This is a genomic window from Pseudomonas hygromyciniae, from assembly GCF_016925675.1.
In the GTDB taxonomy this organism is placed as follows: Bacteria; Pseudomonadota; Gammaproteobacteria; order Pseudomonadales; family Pseudomonadaceae; genus Aquipseudomonas; species Aquipseudomonas hygromyciniae.
Window position 1 is genome coordinate 631895 of the sequence record NZ_CP070506.1, and the last position, 14487, is coordinate 646381.

The 14487-nt window shown below is 62.4% G+C and carries 15 protein-coding genes; 3 read left to right on the forward strand and 12 right to left on the reverse strand.

Going from position 1 to position 14487, the window contains the following annotated elements; genetic code table 11:
- The first annotated feature begins 1 nt into the window (after position 1).
- The gene (locus tag JTY93_RS02670) at positions 2-301 is read left to right on the forward strand and encodes a PsiF family protein (RefSeq protein ID WP_169998480.1); all 300 of its coding nucleotides are present in this window, start codon (positions 2-4) and stop codon (positions 299-301) included.
- A 177-nt stretch (positions 302-478) separates the two neighbouring features.
- Positions 479-1492 carry an AI-2E family transporter gene (locus JTY93_RS02675; RefSeq protein ID WP_029297762.1) on the forward strand — a complete coding sequence of 338 codons (1014 nt, stop codon included), beginning with the start codon at positions 479-481 and terminating at the stop codon, positions 1490-1492.
- Positions 1493-1628: 136 nt separating this feature from the next.
- Here JTY93_RS02675 and JTY93_RS02680 read toward each other — a convergent pair whose 3' ends face one another.
- Positions 1629-2897, reverse strand: coding sequence for an Hsp70 family protein (locus tag JTY93_RS02680; RefSeq protein WP_092233113.1), 1269 nt, complete (start codon positions 2895-2897; stop codon positions 1629-1631).
- 272 nt (positions 2898-3169) lie between these two features.
- Here JTY93_RS02680 and JTY93_RS02685 point away from each other — a divergent pair, with 272 nt between their 5' ends.
- Positions 3170-4114, forward strand: coding sequence for a DnaJ C-terminal domain-containing protein (locus JTY93_RS02685; RefSeq protein WP_205480177.1), 945 nt, complete (start codon positions 3170-3172; stop codon positions 4112-4114).
- Between the two features lie 220 nt (positions 4115-4334).
- Here JTY93_RS02685 and JTY93_RS02690 read toward each other — a convergent pair whose 3' ends face one another.
- The 11 genes from JTY93_RS02690 to urtB form a co-directional block, all read right to left on the reverse strand.
- Positions 4335-5462, reverse strand: a complete 1128-nt coding sequence (locus JTY93_RS02690; protein WP_205480179.1) for a sensor histidine kinase — start codon at positions 5460-5462, stop codon at positions 4335-4337.
- 95 nt (positions 5463-5557) lie between these two features.
- The gene (ureC, locus tag JTY93_RS02695) at positions 5558-7258 is read right to left on the reverse strand and encodes an urease subunit alpha (protein ID WP_205480181.1); all 1701 of its coding nucleotides are present in this window, start codon (positions 7256-7258) and stop codon (positions 5558-5560) included.
- 111 nt (positions 7259-7369) lie between these two features.
- Complete coding sequence (locus JTY93_RS02700) at positions 7370-7675, reverse strand: urease subunit beta (RefSeq protein WP_205477534.1); 306 nt, start codon at positions 7673-7675, stop codon at positions 7370-7372.
- Positions 7672-8205, reverse strand: a complete 534-nt coding sequence (locus tag JTY93_RS02705) for a GNAT family N-acetyltransferase (RefSeq protein ID WP_205477535.1) — start codon at positions 8203-8205, stop codon at positions 7672-7674. The genes JTY93_RS02700 and JTY93_RS02705 overlap by 4 nt, the downstream gene beginning before the upstream one ends.
- A 5-nt stretch (positions 8206-8210) precedes the next feature.
- Entirely contained in the window at positions 8211-8738 is a 528-nt protein-coding gene (locus JTY93_RS02710; RefSeq protein ID WP_205477536.1) for a GNAT family N-acetyltransferase, read from the reverse strand.
- A gap of 9 nt (positions 8739-8747) precedes the next feature.
- Positions 8748-9050 carry an urease subunit gamma gene (locus JTY93_RS02715; protein ID WP_032862374.1) on the reverse strand — a complete coding sequence of 101 codons (303 nt, stop codon included), beginning with the start codon at positions 9048-9050 and terminating at the stop codon, positions 8748-8750.
- 160 nt (positions 9051-9210) lie between these two features.
- On the reverse strand, positions 9211-10050 hold the full coding sequence (locus JTY93_RS02720) for an urease accessory protein UreD (protein ID WP_205477537.1): 840 nt from the start codon (positions 10048-10050) through the stop codon (positions 9211-9213).
- Positions 10051-10080: 30 nt separating this feature from the next.
- A complete protein-coding gene (gene urtE / locus JTY93_RS02725) occupies positions 10081-10779 on the reverse strand; it encodes an urea ABC transporter ATP-binding subunit UrtE (RefSeq protein WP_205477538.1) in 699 nt (232 codons plus the stop codon).
- A gap of 133 nt (positions 10780-10912) precedes the next feature.
- A complete protein-coding gene (urtD, locus tag JTY93_RS02730) occupies positions 10913-11773 on the reverse strand; it encodes an urea ABC transporter ATP-binding protein UrtD (RefSeq protein WP_375373153.1) in 861 nt (286 codons plus the stop codon).
- Positions 11770-12849, reverse strand: a complete 1080-nt coding sequence (gene urtC / locus JTY93_RS02735) for an urea ABC transporter permease subunit UrtC (RefSeq protein ID WP_029297736.1) — start codon at positions 12847-12849, stop codon at positions 11770-11772. The genes urtD and urtC overlap by 4 nt, the downstream gene beginning before the upstream one ends.
- Positions 12849-14351, reverse strand: coding sequence for an urea ABC transporter permease subunit UrtB (gene urtB / locus JTY93_RS02740; RefSeq protein ID WP_205477539.1), 1503 nt, complete (start codon positions 14349-14351; stop codon positions 12849-12851). The genes urtC and urtB overlap by 1 nt, the downstream gene beginning before the upstream one ends.
- Between the last annotated feature and the right edge of the window lie 136 nt (positions 14352-14487).

The window sequence follows — 14487 nt, forward strand, 5'->3', positions numbered from 1 at the left end:
CATGAAGATGTTGCGTATTCCGTTGTTGATGATCGGTCTGCTGCTCTGTTCCCAAGGGTTTGCGGCCACTGCCCAGCAAAACAAAATGACCACCTGCAACGCCGAAGCCTCCACCAAGACCTTGAAGGGCGACGAGCGCAAGGCCTTCATGAAAACCTGCCTCTCGGCCCCGGCCGCCAACGACGCCAAGACCCTGACCCCGCAGCAGCAAAAAATGAAGGACTGCAACGCGTCGGCGAAAACCAAGGCGTTGACCGGCGATGCGCGTAAAACCTTTATGAGCACCTGCCTGAAGAATTAATAGCCCCGGACTACCTAAGGCTGCGACACTCGCACAGCCCTTACCCTGTAGGAGCGAGCTTGCTCGCGAAGAACGTTGACGATAACGCCGGCACTCTGGATGACCGGGTTGTCTGGACGTTTTTCGCGGGCAAGCCAGCTCCTACATGTCCTTTAACGCCGTTCGTTTAGAGGCTGTATGCCAACGTTTTCTTCGCGTCATGTGTTGTTGCTGGCCAGCTACATCATCATTTTCGGCGGGTTGTTGCTGGTCCTACCGTTAAAACTGCTGCCCAGCCTGTTGGCCGGCCTGTTGGTTTTCGAACTGGTCAACATGCTCACCCCACAGCTGCAGCGCTTGATCGAGGGCCGACGCGCCCGTTGGCTGGCGGTGGCATTGCTCGGCACTGTGATTGTCAGCGTGCTGACCCTGATCTTCGCCGGCGCCATCAGCTTTTTGCTGCATGAAGCGGAAAACCCCGGGGCCTCCCTGGATAAATTCATGGGCGTGGTCGACCGCGCGCGCGGCCAGTTGCCGCCGTTCCTCGACGCCTACCTGCCGGCCAGCGCCGCCGAGTTTCGCGTAGCCATCGGCGAATGGTTGAGCAAGCACCTGAGCGACCTGCAACTGGTGGGCAAGGACGCAGCGCATATGTTCGTGACCCTGCTGATCGGCATGGTCCTGGGGGCGATTATCGCCCTGCAGCGGGTCCCCGACCTGACCAAACGCAAACCCCTGGCCGCCGCGCTATTCGATCGTTTGCACCTGCTGGTCCAGGCGTTTCGCAATATTGTCTTCGCGCAAATCAAAATCGCCGCCCTCAACACCGTGTTCACCGGGATATTCCTCGCGGTGGTGCTGCCGTTGGCGGGGATCCACCTGCCGCTGACCAAGACCCTGATCGTCCTCACATTCCTGCTGGGCCTGCTGCCGGTGATCGGCAACCTGATGTCCAACACCCTGATCACCATCGTCGCGTTGTCGATGTCGATCTGGGTGGCGGTGGCGGCGCTGGGTTATCTGATCGTGATCCACAAGGTCGAGTACTTCCTCAACGCACGCATCGTCGGTGGGCAGATCAGTGCCAAGTCGTGGGAGTTGCTGTTGGCGATGTTGGTATTTGAAGCCGCATTCGGCCTGCCGGGCGTGGTGGCGGGGCCGATCTACTATGCGTATTTGAAGAGTGAGTTGAAGCTGGGCGGGATGGTCTGAGGATTGAGGGGGCCTGGACTGGCGCTTTCGCGAGCAAGCCCGCTCCCACATTTAGACCGAGTTCCACCTTGGGAATGCAGTCTAAATGTGGGAGCGGGCTTGCTCGCGAAGGGCGCACCACGGTCTTAACTAAAGATCAGTAGCCGTAGCGCTTACTGGCCTCAATCGCCAACCCACTGCCGATGCTGCCGAAGATATTACCTTCCACATGCTGAGCATTGGGCAGCATCGCCGAGATGCTCTGGCGCAGGGCCGGGATGCCGCTGGAGCCGCCGGTGAAGAACACCGTGTCGACCTGGGCCACGTCCACCGAGGCGTCGTCGAGCAGTTGGGTCACGCTGTTGCGCACCCGTTCCAACAGGTTGTCGATGGAGGACTCGAACAGGGCGCGGCTCAGTTCCACGCTCAGGCCTGGTTCTACCCGGTCCAGCGGCACATGGCGGCTGTCGTCGTGGGTGAGGTGGATCTTGGTTTCTTCCACCTCCATCGCCAGCCAGTGCCCGGCGCGCTGTTCGATCAGCTTGAACAGGCGGTCAATGCCACCGGTGTCCTCGATGTCGTAGCGCATGCTGCCCAACGCAATCTGGGATTTTTGCGAGTACACCGAGTTGATGGTGTGCCAGGTGGCCAGGTTCATATGGTGGCTGGTGGGCATGTAGGCGCCGCTTTTCATGCGGCTGCCGTAGCCGAACAGCGGCATCATGCCGGCCAGCGAGAGCTGTTTGTCGAAGTCGGTACCGCCGATATGCACACCGCCAGTGGCGAGGATGTCGTCGTGGCGGTTGTCGTGCTGGCGCCGCTCAGGCGACAGGCGCACCAGGGAGAAGTCGGACGTACCGCCGCCGATGTCGACAATCAGTACCAACTCTTCTTTTTCAATGGTGGACTCGTAGTCGAAGGCTGCGGCAATCGGCTCGTACTGGAACGAAACTTCCTTGAAGCCGAGCTTGCGGGCCACGTCCACCAGGGTGTCTTCGGCCTCTTTGTCGGCCATCGGGTCGTCGTCGACGAAGAATACCGGGCGGCCCAACACCACTTCTTCGAATTCACGGCCGGCGGTGGCTTCGGCGCGGTTCTTGAGCTGGCCGATAAACAACCCCAGCAGGTCCTTGAACGGCATGGCCGTGCCCAGCACGCTGGTGTCGTGCTTGATCAGCTTGGAGCCCAAAAGGCTCTTGAGCGAGCGCATCAGGCGGCCTTCGTAGCCTTCCAGGTACTCGTGCAACGCCAGGCGGCCATAGACCGGGCGGCGTTCTTCGAAGTTGAAGAACACCACTGACGGCAGGGTGATCTTGTCGTCCTCCAGCGCGATAAGCGTTTCCATGCCGGGACGGATCCAGCCGACAGTGGAGTTGGACGTGCCGAAGTCGATGCCGCAGGCACGGGCTGGGGAGGTGTTGTTCATGTCTAACAGGTTCCGGTTAAAAAACGGCCGCGCAGTGTATGTCACTCGCGTGCAGATGCGTAGGCCGACTATCCGCTAAATACAGCAGACTTGTTACCTTGAAAGGTCGGCTCTTTGCCCCCAACTCCTGTGCATACGGTTGGTGGCTGTCGAAAGGATCAAGTTTGTCCTGCAAGCCGCCGATAATTTTCTGACGCACCTCGAATCGCCCCGCGATGCCCCGGCAGGCAGGGCCCGACCGTGCGATCTCGATAACGGATGGTGATGCCCCCATGGATTTCAAAGACTATTACAAGATTCTTGGTGTCGAGCCGACGGCCGATGACAAGCAGATCAAGGCCGCTTATCGCAAGCTGGCCCGTAAGTATCATCCCGACGTCAGCAAGGAAAAAGACGCGGAAGCGAAGTTCAAGGACGCCTCGGAAGCCTATGAAGCGCTGAAAAGTGCCGACAAGCGCGCCGAATACGACGAGTTGCGCCGCTATGGCCAGCACGGTCAACCCTTCCAGGGGCCGCCAGGCTGGCAGAGCCGCGGCGGGTTTGGCGGTGGCCAGGATACGGGCGAGTTTTCGGACTTCTTCAGCTCGATCTTTGGCTCCCGTGGCAACGGCTTTGGCGGTGCCCAAGGGCGCAGCCCCGGTCGTCGCGGCCAGGATGTGGAGATGGAGCTGCCGGTGTTCCTGGAAGAGACCTTGTCTACCGAGTCCAAGGCGATCAGCTTCCAGGTGCCGCAATACAACGCGGCGGGCCAGCACGTCAGCAACACCACCAAGAGCCTGAACGTGAAGATCCCGGCCGGCGTGGCCGATGGCGAGCGCATTCGCCTCAAGGGCCAGGGCGCGCCGGGGATTGGCGGTGGGGCCAATGGCGACCTGTACCTGATCATCAAGTTTGCGCCGCATCCCAAGTTCGAAGTCGACGGCGAAAACCTGATCATCAACCTGCCCCTGGCACCCTGGGAGCTGGCGTTGGGCGCGGAAGTCGCGGTGCCGACGTTGACCGGCAAGATCAACCTCAAGGTCCCGGCCGGCAGCCAGAATGGCCAGCGCATGCGGGCCAAGGGCCATGGCTTACTGAACAAGACCGGGCAGCGCGGCTATCTATTTGTGCAGCTCAAGGCCGTGATGCCTAAAAGCAGCGACGACGAGGTCAAGGCGTTGTGGCAGGAGCTGGCGAAAAAGGCCGATTTTGATCCGCGGGAAAACTGGGGCCGCTAAGGGCGCGAGCGGGCTTGCTTGTTGTGGCAGACGGGCTTGTTGTGATGAGTGGGCTTGTTGTGGCGAGCGGGCTTGCCCCGCGCTGGGCTGCGAAGCAGCCCCAATAAAGGCCACCGTATTCTTGCAGATACACCTCAGTGGCAGGGTATAGGGCTGCTTCGCAGCCCAGCGCGGGGCAAGCCCGCTCTCCACAACAAGCCCACTAGTCACAATAATTGCATTAGCTCTGGCGCGGCAGCACCACGGTAAATGTGGTGCCCGCCGCCTCGCTGGACGTCACTTCAATCGTGCCCTGATGGGCGTCTACCACTTCCTTGACGATAAACAACCCCAGCCCGAGGCTGGTCGAGGTGTTGCCCAGTTCTTCAGTGGCGCTGCGCACCAGTGGGTCGAAGACGGTGCCCAGCGCTGCCTGGGGAATCGGGGTGCCGTAGTTGTGCACGCTCAGTTCCACAGAGTCGGGCGTGCCCTTGAGGGTCAGGGTCACGGCCTGACTGTTGAGGCCATGCTGCAACGCGTTGCCAATCAGGTTCTGCAACATTTGATCGATGCGCCCACGATCCCACTGCCCCTGGGTGTCGTTCTGGACATGCAAGTGGGCCTGGCAATCCGGGCGGCCGGCACATGCTTCGTCGATGGCGGCCTGCGCGGCGTCGGCCAGGTTCATCGGCTTGGGGTCGATCGGCAGGCTGTTGCCCAGTCGGCTGCGTACAAACTCCAACAGGTCTCGGACCATTGCCCCCATATGCCGGGCGCCATTTTTGATATTGCCCACCAGGCTCAAGCCTTGGCTGTCCAGCGGGACTTTGCGCAACAACATCTCGGTGGACATGTTCACCGCCTGCAACGGTGCGCGCAGGTCGTGGCCAAGGATGGCGAGGAAAATATCCCGCGAGCGATTGACCTGCTCGGCGTAGGCCGCCGTGGATTCGGCCAGGGCTTCGTCGATGGCTTCGTTGAAGCGGATCATGTCCTGGAAATAGTCCAGGTCCGGTGACGTCAAGCTGTCGACCCACAACCGGATCACGCAAGCGCGCAGGTGACGGAATTCGGAGGTCATCTGCACCAGGTCAAAGCCTACCGTATGACGCAGTTCGCCATGGCTGGCGGCGGCTGCGTCGAGGCTGGGGGTTTTTTCCGGGCCTTCGCCCCTGGCCTTGGCCGCCTGTTCGCTGGCGCTTTGGCGGGAGTTCATGTCCTGCGCAGCAGCCAGCAGGATCGAATGGGCATGGTCGCGCAGTTGCGTGCGGTTCAGGCTGTCGGCCGCCGGAGTCAACGTTTCGGCAAACTGCTCCCACTCATCGACGATTCGCTCGGCATGCAACACGATGAATTCGGATAGGCCCATAGCCAGGTTCCCAAGTGCAAGACAGTAAAGACGCGCATCGTAGCGCCTTACGCCTCTTCGCTTCACTGGCGCGTAGGGTTAATGCCGATGAACGGTCAGAATAGAAAGTATCGCTGGGCCATCGGCAAAACATCCGCCGGTTCGCACCACAGCAACTCGCCATCGGCCTTGACCTGATAGGTCTGCGGGTCGACCTCGATCTGCGGCAGGTAGTCGTTGTGGATCAGGTCGGTTTTCTGCACCTGGCGGCAACCCTTGACCACCCCGATCTGCTTCTTCAGGCCCAAGGTTTGCGGTAGGCCCTCGGCCAGCGCGGCCTGGCTGATAAACGTCAGGCTGGTGGCGTGCAGCGCGCTGCCGAAGCTGGCGAACATCGGGCGGTAGTGGACCGGCTGTGGCGTAGGGATCGAGCCGTTGATATCGCCCATCAGGCTTGAAGCAATCGCCCCGCCCTTGAGAATCAACGTGGGCTTGATCCCGAAGAACGCCGGGCGCCACAGCACCAGGTCGGCCCACTTGCCCACCTCGATCGAACCCACTTCATGGCTGATGCCATGGGTGATCGCCGGGTTGATGGTGTACTTGGCGATGTAGCGCTTGGCGCGGAAATTATCGTTGCCTGCCCCGTCCCCCGGCAGCGGCCCGCGCTGTTTTTTCATTTTGTCGGCGGTTTGCCAGGTGCGCATGATCACCTCGCCCACACGGCCCATGGCCTGGCTGTCGGAGCTGATCATTGAGAATGCGCCAAGGTCGTGCAGGATATCTTCGGCGGCGATGGTTTCGCGGCGGATGCGGCTTTCGGCGAAGGCCACGTCTTCGGCAATGCTCGGGTCCAGGTGATGGCAGACCATCAACATGTCCAGGTGCTCGTCGATGGTATTGCGGGTGAATGGCCGGGTCGGGTTGGTGGAGCTGGGCAGCACGTTGGCGAAGCCACAGGCCTTGATGATGTCCGGCGCATGCCCACCGCCAGCGCCTTCGGTGTGGTAGGTGTGGATGGTGCGGCCCTTGAGTGCGGCGAGGGTGGTTTCGACAAAACCGGACTCGTTGAGGGTGTCGCTGTGGATCGCCACTTGCACATCGTATTCGTCGGCCACGCTCAGGCAATTGTCGATGCTTGCCGGGGTGGTGCCCCAGTCTTCATGGAGCTTCAAGCCAATTGCCCCGGCCTTGACCTGTTCGATCAAAGGCTCAGGCAGGCTGGCGTTGCCTTTGCCGGTAAAACCGATGTTCATCGGGAACGCATCGCTGGCCTGCAGCATGCGCGCCAGGTGCCATGGGCCCGAGGTGCAGGTGGTGGCATTGGTACCGGTGGCGGGGCCGGTGCCGCCGCCGATCATGGTTGTGACGCCACTGGTCAGCGCTTCTTCGATCTGCTGCGGGCAGATGAAGTGCACATGGGTGTCGATGCCGCCGGCGGTGAGGATCATGCCTTCGCCGGCAATCACTTCGGTGCTGGCGCCGATGGCCAGGGTCACGCCGGGCTGGATATCCGGGTTGCCGGCCTTGCCGATCCCGGCGATACGCCCGTTCTTCAGGCCCACGTCGGCCTTGACGATGCCCCAGTGATCGATGATCAGCGCGTTGGTGATCACCGTGTCGACCACGTCGGCGGCCAGCAGTTGGCCCTGGCCCTGGCCGTCGCGGATAACTTTGCCGCCGCCGAACTTCACTTCTTCGCCGTAGGTGGTGAAGTCCTGTTCCACTTCAATCCACAGCTCGGTATCGGCCAGGCGGACCTTGTCGCCGACGGTGGGGCCGAACATGTCGGCGTAGGCTTGGCGGCTGATTTTCATAGGGGTGTCCTGAAGAATTTGTGTTGAATGTGAATCCGCTATCGCAGGCAAGCCAGCTCCCACATTTGAAATGCATTCCCATGTGGGAGCTGGCTTGCCTGCGATGAGGCCCTAAAGATCACCCATGATCTTCCCGGCAAACCCGAACACCCGGCGCAACCCCGCCAGCTCCACCAACTCCACCTCGCGGCTCTGCCCCGGCTCGAACCGCACCGCCGTGCCTGCCGGGATGTTCAGGCGCATGCCGCGGCTGAGGGCGCGATCAAAGGTCAGTGCGTCGTTGGTCTCGAAAAAGTGGTAGTGGGAGCCGACCTGGATCGGCCGGTCGCCGCTGTTGGCCACGCTCAGGCTCAAGGTGCGCCGGCCCAGGTTCAGTTCGATGTCGCCAGGCTGGATCTGGTATTGGCCAGGAATCATGCAGGTTGCCCCAGGGTCTTGTAGTAGATGGCGGTCGGGCTGTAGCGCCCGTCCGGGCTTTGGCAGTAGTCCGGCAATTCGCCGACCTTGGTGTAGCGCAGCGCCTGGTAGAAGGCTTCGGCGGGGGAGCCGGCTTCGGTGTCCAGGTACAGCAGGCCGCGCTTGTGCTGGCGCGCGCACAGCTCCAGGGCGCTCATCAATTGCTGGCCGAGGCCGTGGCGTCGGGCGTCATTGCGCACCAGCAGCTTTTGCACCTCGGCACGGTTGAGGCCGTTGGCCTTCTGGCACAGCGCCAGTTGTACGCTGGCCAGCACCTGTTCATCGCGCACCACCACCCACAGCAGCAGGCTGGCGTCCTCGATGCCGGCCTGTACGCCGTCGAAATAGTCGCGGGCCTGGGCCGCGTCGAGATCGGCCATGAAACCCACCGATGCGCCGTGCTGCACGGCGTCCAGCAACAGTTCAATCAAGCCCTGGCGGTAATGGGCAAAACTTTCGGTATTCACTCGACGCAGTTGGGCGGCGCTCATCGCTGTTACTCCTTGTGAACCGCCGGCGGCTGGGCGCCAGGGTTGAGCATCAGTTGCATAAAGGTCAGGTCCAGCCAGCGACCAAACTTGGTGCCCACCTGGGCCATCTGCCCGGTGATGCCAAAGCCCATGCGCTCATGCAGGCGGATCGAGGCTTGGTTGCCGCTTTCGATGGCGGCGACCATCACGTGCTTGTCGCAGGCCCTGGCCCGTTCGATCAGGGCCTGCATCAGCAGCGGGCCCAGGCCTTTGCCGCGCTGGTCATTGCGCACGTACACCGAATGCTCGACGGTATGGCGAAAGCCGTCGAAGGGCCGCCAGTCGCCGAACGAGGCATAACCGACCACTTGCTCGGCCTCCACCACCACCAGGATCGGATAAGCCTGCGCCTGGCGCGCACTGAACCAGGCCTGGCGATTGCCCAGGTCCACCGGTTGGTCGTTCCAGATCGCCGTGGTGTTGAGCACGGCATCGTTGTAGATATCGCGGATCGCCGGCAGGTCGCCGTGCACCGCGTCACGAAGTAGGAGCATGGTCGGGCCTCAGGCGATGGGTTGGTGGACAGTCACCAGTTTGGTGCCGTCGGGGAAGGTGGCTTCGACCTGGATATCCGGGATCATCTCCGGGATGCCTTCCATCACTTGCTCGCGACTGAGCAGGGTGGTGCCAAAGTGCATCAGGTCGGCTACGGTGCGCCCATCGCGCGCGCCTTCGAGCAGGGCGGCGGAAATGTAGGCGATGGTTTCCGGGTAATTGAGCTTCACCCCGCGCGCCAGGCGGCGCTCGGCCACCAGGCCTGCGGTGAAGATCAGCAGTTTGTCTTTTTCCCGTGGGGTCAGGTCCATGGTCAGCAATCCGTCATAAAAAGCATTCTAAAAAACACCAAAAATCCAATGTAGGAGCTGGCTTGCCTGCGATGGCATCACCTTGGTTTGTCTGGGGGACCGAGTCGCCTGGATCGCAGGCAAGCCAGCTCCCACACAAGCCCAGCTTCAGCTTGAATGTTCAGGTGTTCCAAATTCTTGGTGGTATGGCCTCACGCCCCAGCAGCGCCGGGCGCAACAGCCGCCATAAATCAATCAACCAGGCCCTGGCCTGCAAGGTCTCGCTGGCCAGGCAGCGCGCCACCAGCAAACCCGGCAATTGGGTCAGGTCGCCACGCACTGCATGGGGCAGCGCACGGCATTGTTCAAGCAGTTCGGTATCGATTTCACCGCTCACCAGCAACGTGGCAAACACCGGCTGGCCATCCAGGCCAATGGGCGAGTCAAGCAGGCCGTCGTCGCCGACAATGCGTTGGCGCTCATGCCACAGCAACTGGCCGTCGCGGCGGATATCCAGGTGCGACTGAAAGTGCCCACGGTCAAAACGCTCGCCGCTGGCCGGGCGCCCCAACGCCACCACGTCCCAGTAGAACAGCCGGGCGTCGCCTTCGAGGTTGATGCGGGTGCTGAGTTCGGCCTGGGCGGCGCTGAACACGATGGTTTCCTGGGGCAACCATTCCAGGGTGGCGCCGGCCTCGACCGTCAATACCACCTGCTGGTAGGCCGGCCCGCTGGCGCGATACCACTTGGCGGCGCCGGGGCTGGTCAGTTGCGCCCACGCGCCCTCAGCCAGGTGGGCGGTGATATCCAGGCGATCCCCGCCGGCAATCCCGCCCGGTGGGTGCACGATGATGTGCTGGCACACCTCGGGGCCTTCGGCATACAGGTGCTTTTGCACCCGCAGCGGGCCGAGGTGGCGGCGCAGCACCGGGCGCGTGGCCGCGCCGAATCGCGCATAGCCCAACTCCAGCGCAGCGTGCCAGCTGGGGGTGAACAGGGCGGTGGGGGCAGGAACAGTCATGGTCAGGGCTTATCAACGAGACGCTACAGATTAGATGGTAACCAGGCCGCGTACACCCTCGGCCTCCATATTTTCACCACGGCCTTGCTGGACGATTTCCCCCCGGGACATCACCAGGTATTGATCGGCCAGCTCGGCGGCGAAGTCGTAGAACTGCTCCACCAGCAAAATCGCCATGTCGCCGCGCTCGGCGAGTTTTTTGATCACCGCGCCGATCTCCTTGATCACCGAGGGCTGGATGCCTTCGGTGGGTTCGTCGAGGATCAGCAGGCGCGGACGGCTGGCCAGGGCGCGGCCGATGGCCAGTTGTTGTTGCTGGCCGCCAGACAGATCGCCTCCGCGCCGGTGCTTCATCTGCAGCAGCACCGGGAACAGCTCGTAGATAAATGCCGGGACTTGCTTGGCTTCGCTGCCGGGAAAGCGCGACAGGCCCATCAGCAGGTTTTCTTCCACCGTCAGCCGGCCGAAAATCTCCCGGCCCTGGGGCACGTAGGCAATGCCGGCGTGTACCCGCTGGTGCGGCTTGAAACCGGTGATGGCTTTGCCTTCCCAGTTCACCACGCCTTCCTTGGCGGGCAACAGGCCCATCAGGCATTTGAGCAGGGTGGTCTTGCCCACGCCATTACGCCCCAGCAGGCAGGTGACTTCACCGACTTTCACGTCAAAGGACAGGCCGCGCAGGATATGGCTGCCACCGTAGTACTGGTGCAATTTGTCGACTTGCAGCATGTTCAAATTCTCCTCAATTCCCCTGTGGGAACCGGATCAAATGTGGGAGCTGGCTTGCCTGCGATGGCGCTGTGTCAGTCACCCTCGCTATCGCTGGCAAGCCAGCTCCTACATAAAGCGGATTGCATCAGGCTTAGCGACCGAGATACACCTCGATGACGCGCTCGTTTTCCTGCACCTGTTCCAGCGACCCTTCCGCCAGCACGCTGCCCTGGTGCAGCACCGTCACATGGTCGGCAATCGAGCCGACAAAGCCCATGTCGTGCTCCACCACCATCAGCGAATGCTTGCCCGCCAGGCGCTTGAACAGTTCGGCGGTGAACTCGGTCTCGGCGTCGGTCATGCCGGCCACCGGCTCGTCGAGCAGCAGCAGTTGCGGGTCTTGCATCAGCAGCATGCCGATCTCCAGGAACTGCTTCTGGCCGTGGGACAGCAAGCCGGCCGGGCGTTGTGCCGACGCGCTAAGGCGGATGGTGTCGAGCACCTCTTCGATGCGGTCCTTCTGTTCACCGCTCAGGCGGGCGCGCAGGCTGGCCCAGACCGATTTGTCGGTCTTTTGCGCCAGCTCCAGGTTCTCGAACACGCTCAGGGCCTCGAATACCGTGGGTTTCTGGAACTTGCGGCCGATGCCGGCCTGGGCGATCTGCACTTCGCTCATGCGGGTCAGGTCCAGGGTTTCGCCGAACCAGGCTTTGCCGTGGCTGGGGCGGGTCTTGCCGGTAATCACGTCCATTAACGTGGTCTTGCCCGCGCCGTTGGGGCCGATGATGCAGCGCAGCTCGCCAACGCCGATGTACAGGTTCAAGTCGTTGAGGGCCTTGAAACCGTCGAAGCTGACGCTGATGTCTTCCAGGGTCAGGATCGTGCCGTGGCGGGTGTTCAGGCCTTTGCCGGCGGCCTGGCCGAGGCCGATGGCATCGCGGCTGGTGCCCTGGTCGCGGTTCGGTTCGATGATCGGTTCGAGCATGAACTGGTCGGTTGCCGTGACTCTCATTGTTCGCCCCTTTTCTTCAACAGGCCGATGATGCCCTTGGGCAGATACAGGGTGACGATGATGAACAACGCACCAAGGAAGAACAGCCAGTATTCAGGGAAGGCCACGGTGAACCAGCTCTTCATGCCGTTGACCACGCCGGCCCCCAGCAGCGGGCCAATCAGCGTGCCGCGCCCGCCGAGGGCGACCCACACGGCGGCTTCGATGGAGTTGGTCGGCGACATTTCGCTGGGGTTGATGATGCCCACCTGCGGCACGTACAGCGCCCCGGCCAGGCCGCACAGCACCGCGCTCAACACCCAGACAAACAGCTTGAAACCACGGGGGTCGTAGCCGCAGAACATCAGGCGGTTTTCTGCATCGCGCAGGGCTGTCAGCACGCGGCCGAACTTGCTCCGGGCCAGGCGCCAGCCGATAAACAGGCTGCCCACCAACAGCAGCACCGTGGCCAGGAACAGCACCGCGCGGGTGCCGGGTTCGGTGATGCCAAAGCCCAGGATGCTGCGGAAGTTGGTAAAGCCGTTATTGCCGCCAAAGCCGGTCTCGTTGCGGAAAAACAACAGCATCCCGGCAAAGGTCAGGGCCTGGGTCATGATCGAGAAATACACGCCCTTGATCCGTGAGCGGAAGGCGAAGAAACCGAACACCAGCGCGAGCAAGCCCGGCGCCAATACCACCAGGCACAGGGCCCAGAGGAAGTGCTCGGTGCCGACCCAATACCACGGCAGTTCGGTCCACGACAGGAAGGTCATGAACGCCGGCAACTCGCTGCCGGCGGCCTGGCGCATCAGGTACATGCCCATCGCGTAACCGCCGAGGGCAAAGAACAGGCCGTGGCCCAGGGACAACATGCCGGCGTAGCCCCACACCAGGTCCAGGGCCAGGGCGACGATGGCGTAGCAGAGGATCTTGCCCACCAGGGTCAGGGTGTAGGCCGAGACGTGGAATGCGCTTTCTGCGGGCAACAGCGACAGCAGCGGCAACGCCAGCAGCACGGCGAGGATCACCGCGCCCACTGCAATTGTCACCTTGGGGCCGGCCTTTTGCGCGGCCGTGAGCATCAATGGCTGGTTCATCAGTCGATCACCCGTCCTTTCAGTGCGAAGAGTCCTTGCGGGCGTTTCTGGATAAACAGAATGATCAGCGCGAGGATCAGGATCTTGCCGAGCACGGCACCGATCTGCGGTTCGAGAATCTTGTTGGCGATCCCCAGGCCAAACGCGGCCATGACACTGCCAGCCAACTGGCCGACACCGCCGAGTACCACCACCAGGAACGAGTCGATGATGTAGCTCTGGCCAAGGTCCGGGCCGACGTTGCCGATCTGGCTCAGGGCCACGCCACCTAAGCCTGCGATGCCCGAGCCGAGGCCAAAGGCGAGCATGTCCACGCGCCCGGTGGGCACGCCGCAGCAGGCGGCCATGTTGCGGTTCTGGGTCACGGCGCGCACGTTGAGGCCCAGGCGGGTCTTGTTCAGCAGCAGCCAGGTCAGCACCACCACGCACAGCGCAAAGCCGATGATGACGATGCGGTTGTACGGCAGCACCAGGTTGGGCAGCACCTGGATCCCGCCCGACAGCCAGGCCGGGTTGGCCACTTCGACGTTCTGCGCGCCGAACAGCAGGCGCACCAGTTGGATCAGCATCAGGCTGATGCCCCAGGTAGCCAGCAGGGTTTCCAGTGGCCGGCCATAGAGGTGACGGATCACCGTGCGCTCCAGGGCCATGCCGATGCCAGCGGTGACAAAAAACGCCACCGGCAGCGCGATCAGCGGGTAGAACTCAATGGCCTGGGGCACGTAGCGCTGCATCAGCAACTGCACCACATAGGTGGAGTAGGCGCCGAGCATCAGCATCTCGCCGTGGGCCATATTGATCACCCCGAGCAGGCCGAAGGTGATCGCCAGGCCCAGGGCCGCGAGCAACAGGATTGAGCCCAGGGACATGCCGCTGAAGGCTTGTCCAAGGATTTCGCCCACCAGCAGCTTGCGCTTGACCTGGGCCAGGCTGGTTTCGGCGGCGGTGTGCACCCCGGCATCGGTTTCTACGCCGGGCGCCAGCAGTGCTTCCAGGCGCGTGCGGGCCAGTGGGTCGCCGGTGCTGCCCAGCAGACGCACGGCGGCCAGGCGCACGACCGGGTCGGGATCGACCAGTTGCAGGTTGGCCAGGGCCAGGCTCAGGGCGCTGTGGACGTCGTCGTCAGTTTCGCTGGCCAGTTGCTGGTCGAGGAATTTCAATTGCGCAGGTTGCGCGCTTTTCTGCAGGGTTTGGGCGGCGGCCAGGCGTACCTTGGGATCGGCGGCGAGCAACTGTTGGCTGGCTTGCACATTATCGAGCAGGCCGCGCAGGCGGTTGTTCAGGCGTACGGTCTTGGTTTCGCCGTTGACGCTGACTTGGCCTTGTTGCAGGGCGTTGACCAACTCGATGCGCGCCGGGTCGGGCTGGGCGGCCCAGTCTTGCAACAGTTTGGCCTGTTGCATGGGGTTGGCCGCGAGGAAGTCTTCGGCATCGCCTGAGTGTGCGGCCAGGGGCAGCAACAGCAGGCAGGCCAGGATGAAACGGTGGAGGGCAGTGGGCATAAACAAATGTCCTGGTCATGCACGGACTAGGTTTATGTGGGAGCGGGCTTGCTCGCGAAGGCGGTGCGTCAGTGATGGATATGTTGACTGATACATCGCCTTCGCGAGCAAGCCCGCTCCCACATTTGATCTGTGT

What these genes read in the sequence shown, in the direction of transcription:
- JTY93_RS02670 (WP_169998480.1), top strand. Translation starts at nt 2, where the DNA reads ATGAAGATGTTGCGTATTCCGTTGTTGATGATCGGTCTGCTGCTCTGT.
- JTY93_RS02675 (WP_029297762.1), top strand. Translation starts at nt 479, where the DNA reads ATGCCAACGTTTTCTTCGCGTCATGTGTTGTTGCTGGCCAGCTACATC.
- JTY93_RS02680 (WP_092233113.1), bottom strand. Translation starts at nt 2,897, where the DNA reads ATGAACAACACCTCCCCAGCCCGTGCCTGCGGCATCGACTTCGGCACG.
- JTY93_RS02685 (WP_205480177.1), top strand. Translation starts at nt 3,170, where the DNA reads ATGGATTTCAAAGACTATTACAAGATTCTTGGTGTCGAGCCGACGGCC.
- JTY93_RS02690 (WP_205480179.1), bottom strand. Translation starts at nt 5,462, where the DNA reads ATGGGCCTATCCGAATTCATCGTGTTGCATGCCGAGCGAATCGTCGAT.
- ureC (WP_205480181.1), bottom strand. Translation starts at nt 7,258, where the DNA reads ATGAAAATCAGCCGCCAAGCCTACGCCGACATGTTCGGCCCCACCGTC.
- JTY93_RS02700 (WP_205477534.1), bottom strand. Translation starts at nt 7,675, where the DNA reads ATGATTCCTGGCCAATACCAGATCCAGCCTGGCGACATCGAACTGAAC.
- JTY93_RS02705 (WP_205477535.1), bottom strand. Translation starts at nt 8,205, where the DNA reads ATGAGCGCCGCCCAACTGCGTCGAGTGAATACCGAAAGTTTTGCCCAT.
- JTY93_RS02710 (WP_205477536.1), bottom strand. Translation starts at nt 8,738, where the DNA reads ATGCTCCTACTTCGTGACGCGGTGCACGGCGACCTGCCGGCGATCCGC.
- JTY93_RS02715 (WP_032862374.1), bottom strand. Translation starts at nt 9,050, where the DNA reads ATGGACCTGACCCCACGGGAAAAAGACAAACTGCTGATCTTCACCGCA.
- JTY93_RS02720 (WP_205477537.1), bottom strand. Translation starts at nt 10,050, where the DNA reads ATGACTGTTCCTGCCCCCACCGCCCTGTTCACCCCCAGCTGGCACGCT.
- urtE (WP_205477538.1), bottom strand. Translation starts at nt 10,779, where the DNA reads ATGCTGCAAGTCGACAAATTGCACCAGTACTACGGTGGCAGCCATATC.
- urtD (WP_375373153.1), bottom strand. Translation starts at nt 11,773, where the DNA reads ATGAGAGTCACGGCAACCGACCAGTTCATGCTCGAACCGATCATCGAA.
- urtC (WP_029297736.1), bottom strand. Translation starts at nt 12,849, where the DNA reads ATGAACCAGCCATTGATGCTCACGGCCGCGCAAAAGGCCGGCCCCAAG.
- urtB (WP_205477539.1), bottom strand. Translation starts at nt 14,351, where the DNA reads ATGCCCACTGCCCTCCACCGTTTCATCCTGGCCTGCCTGCTGTTGCTG.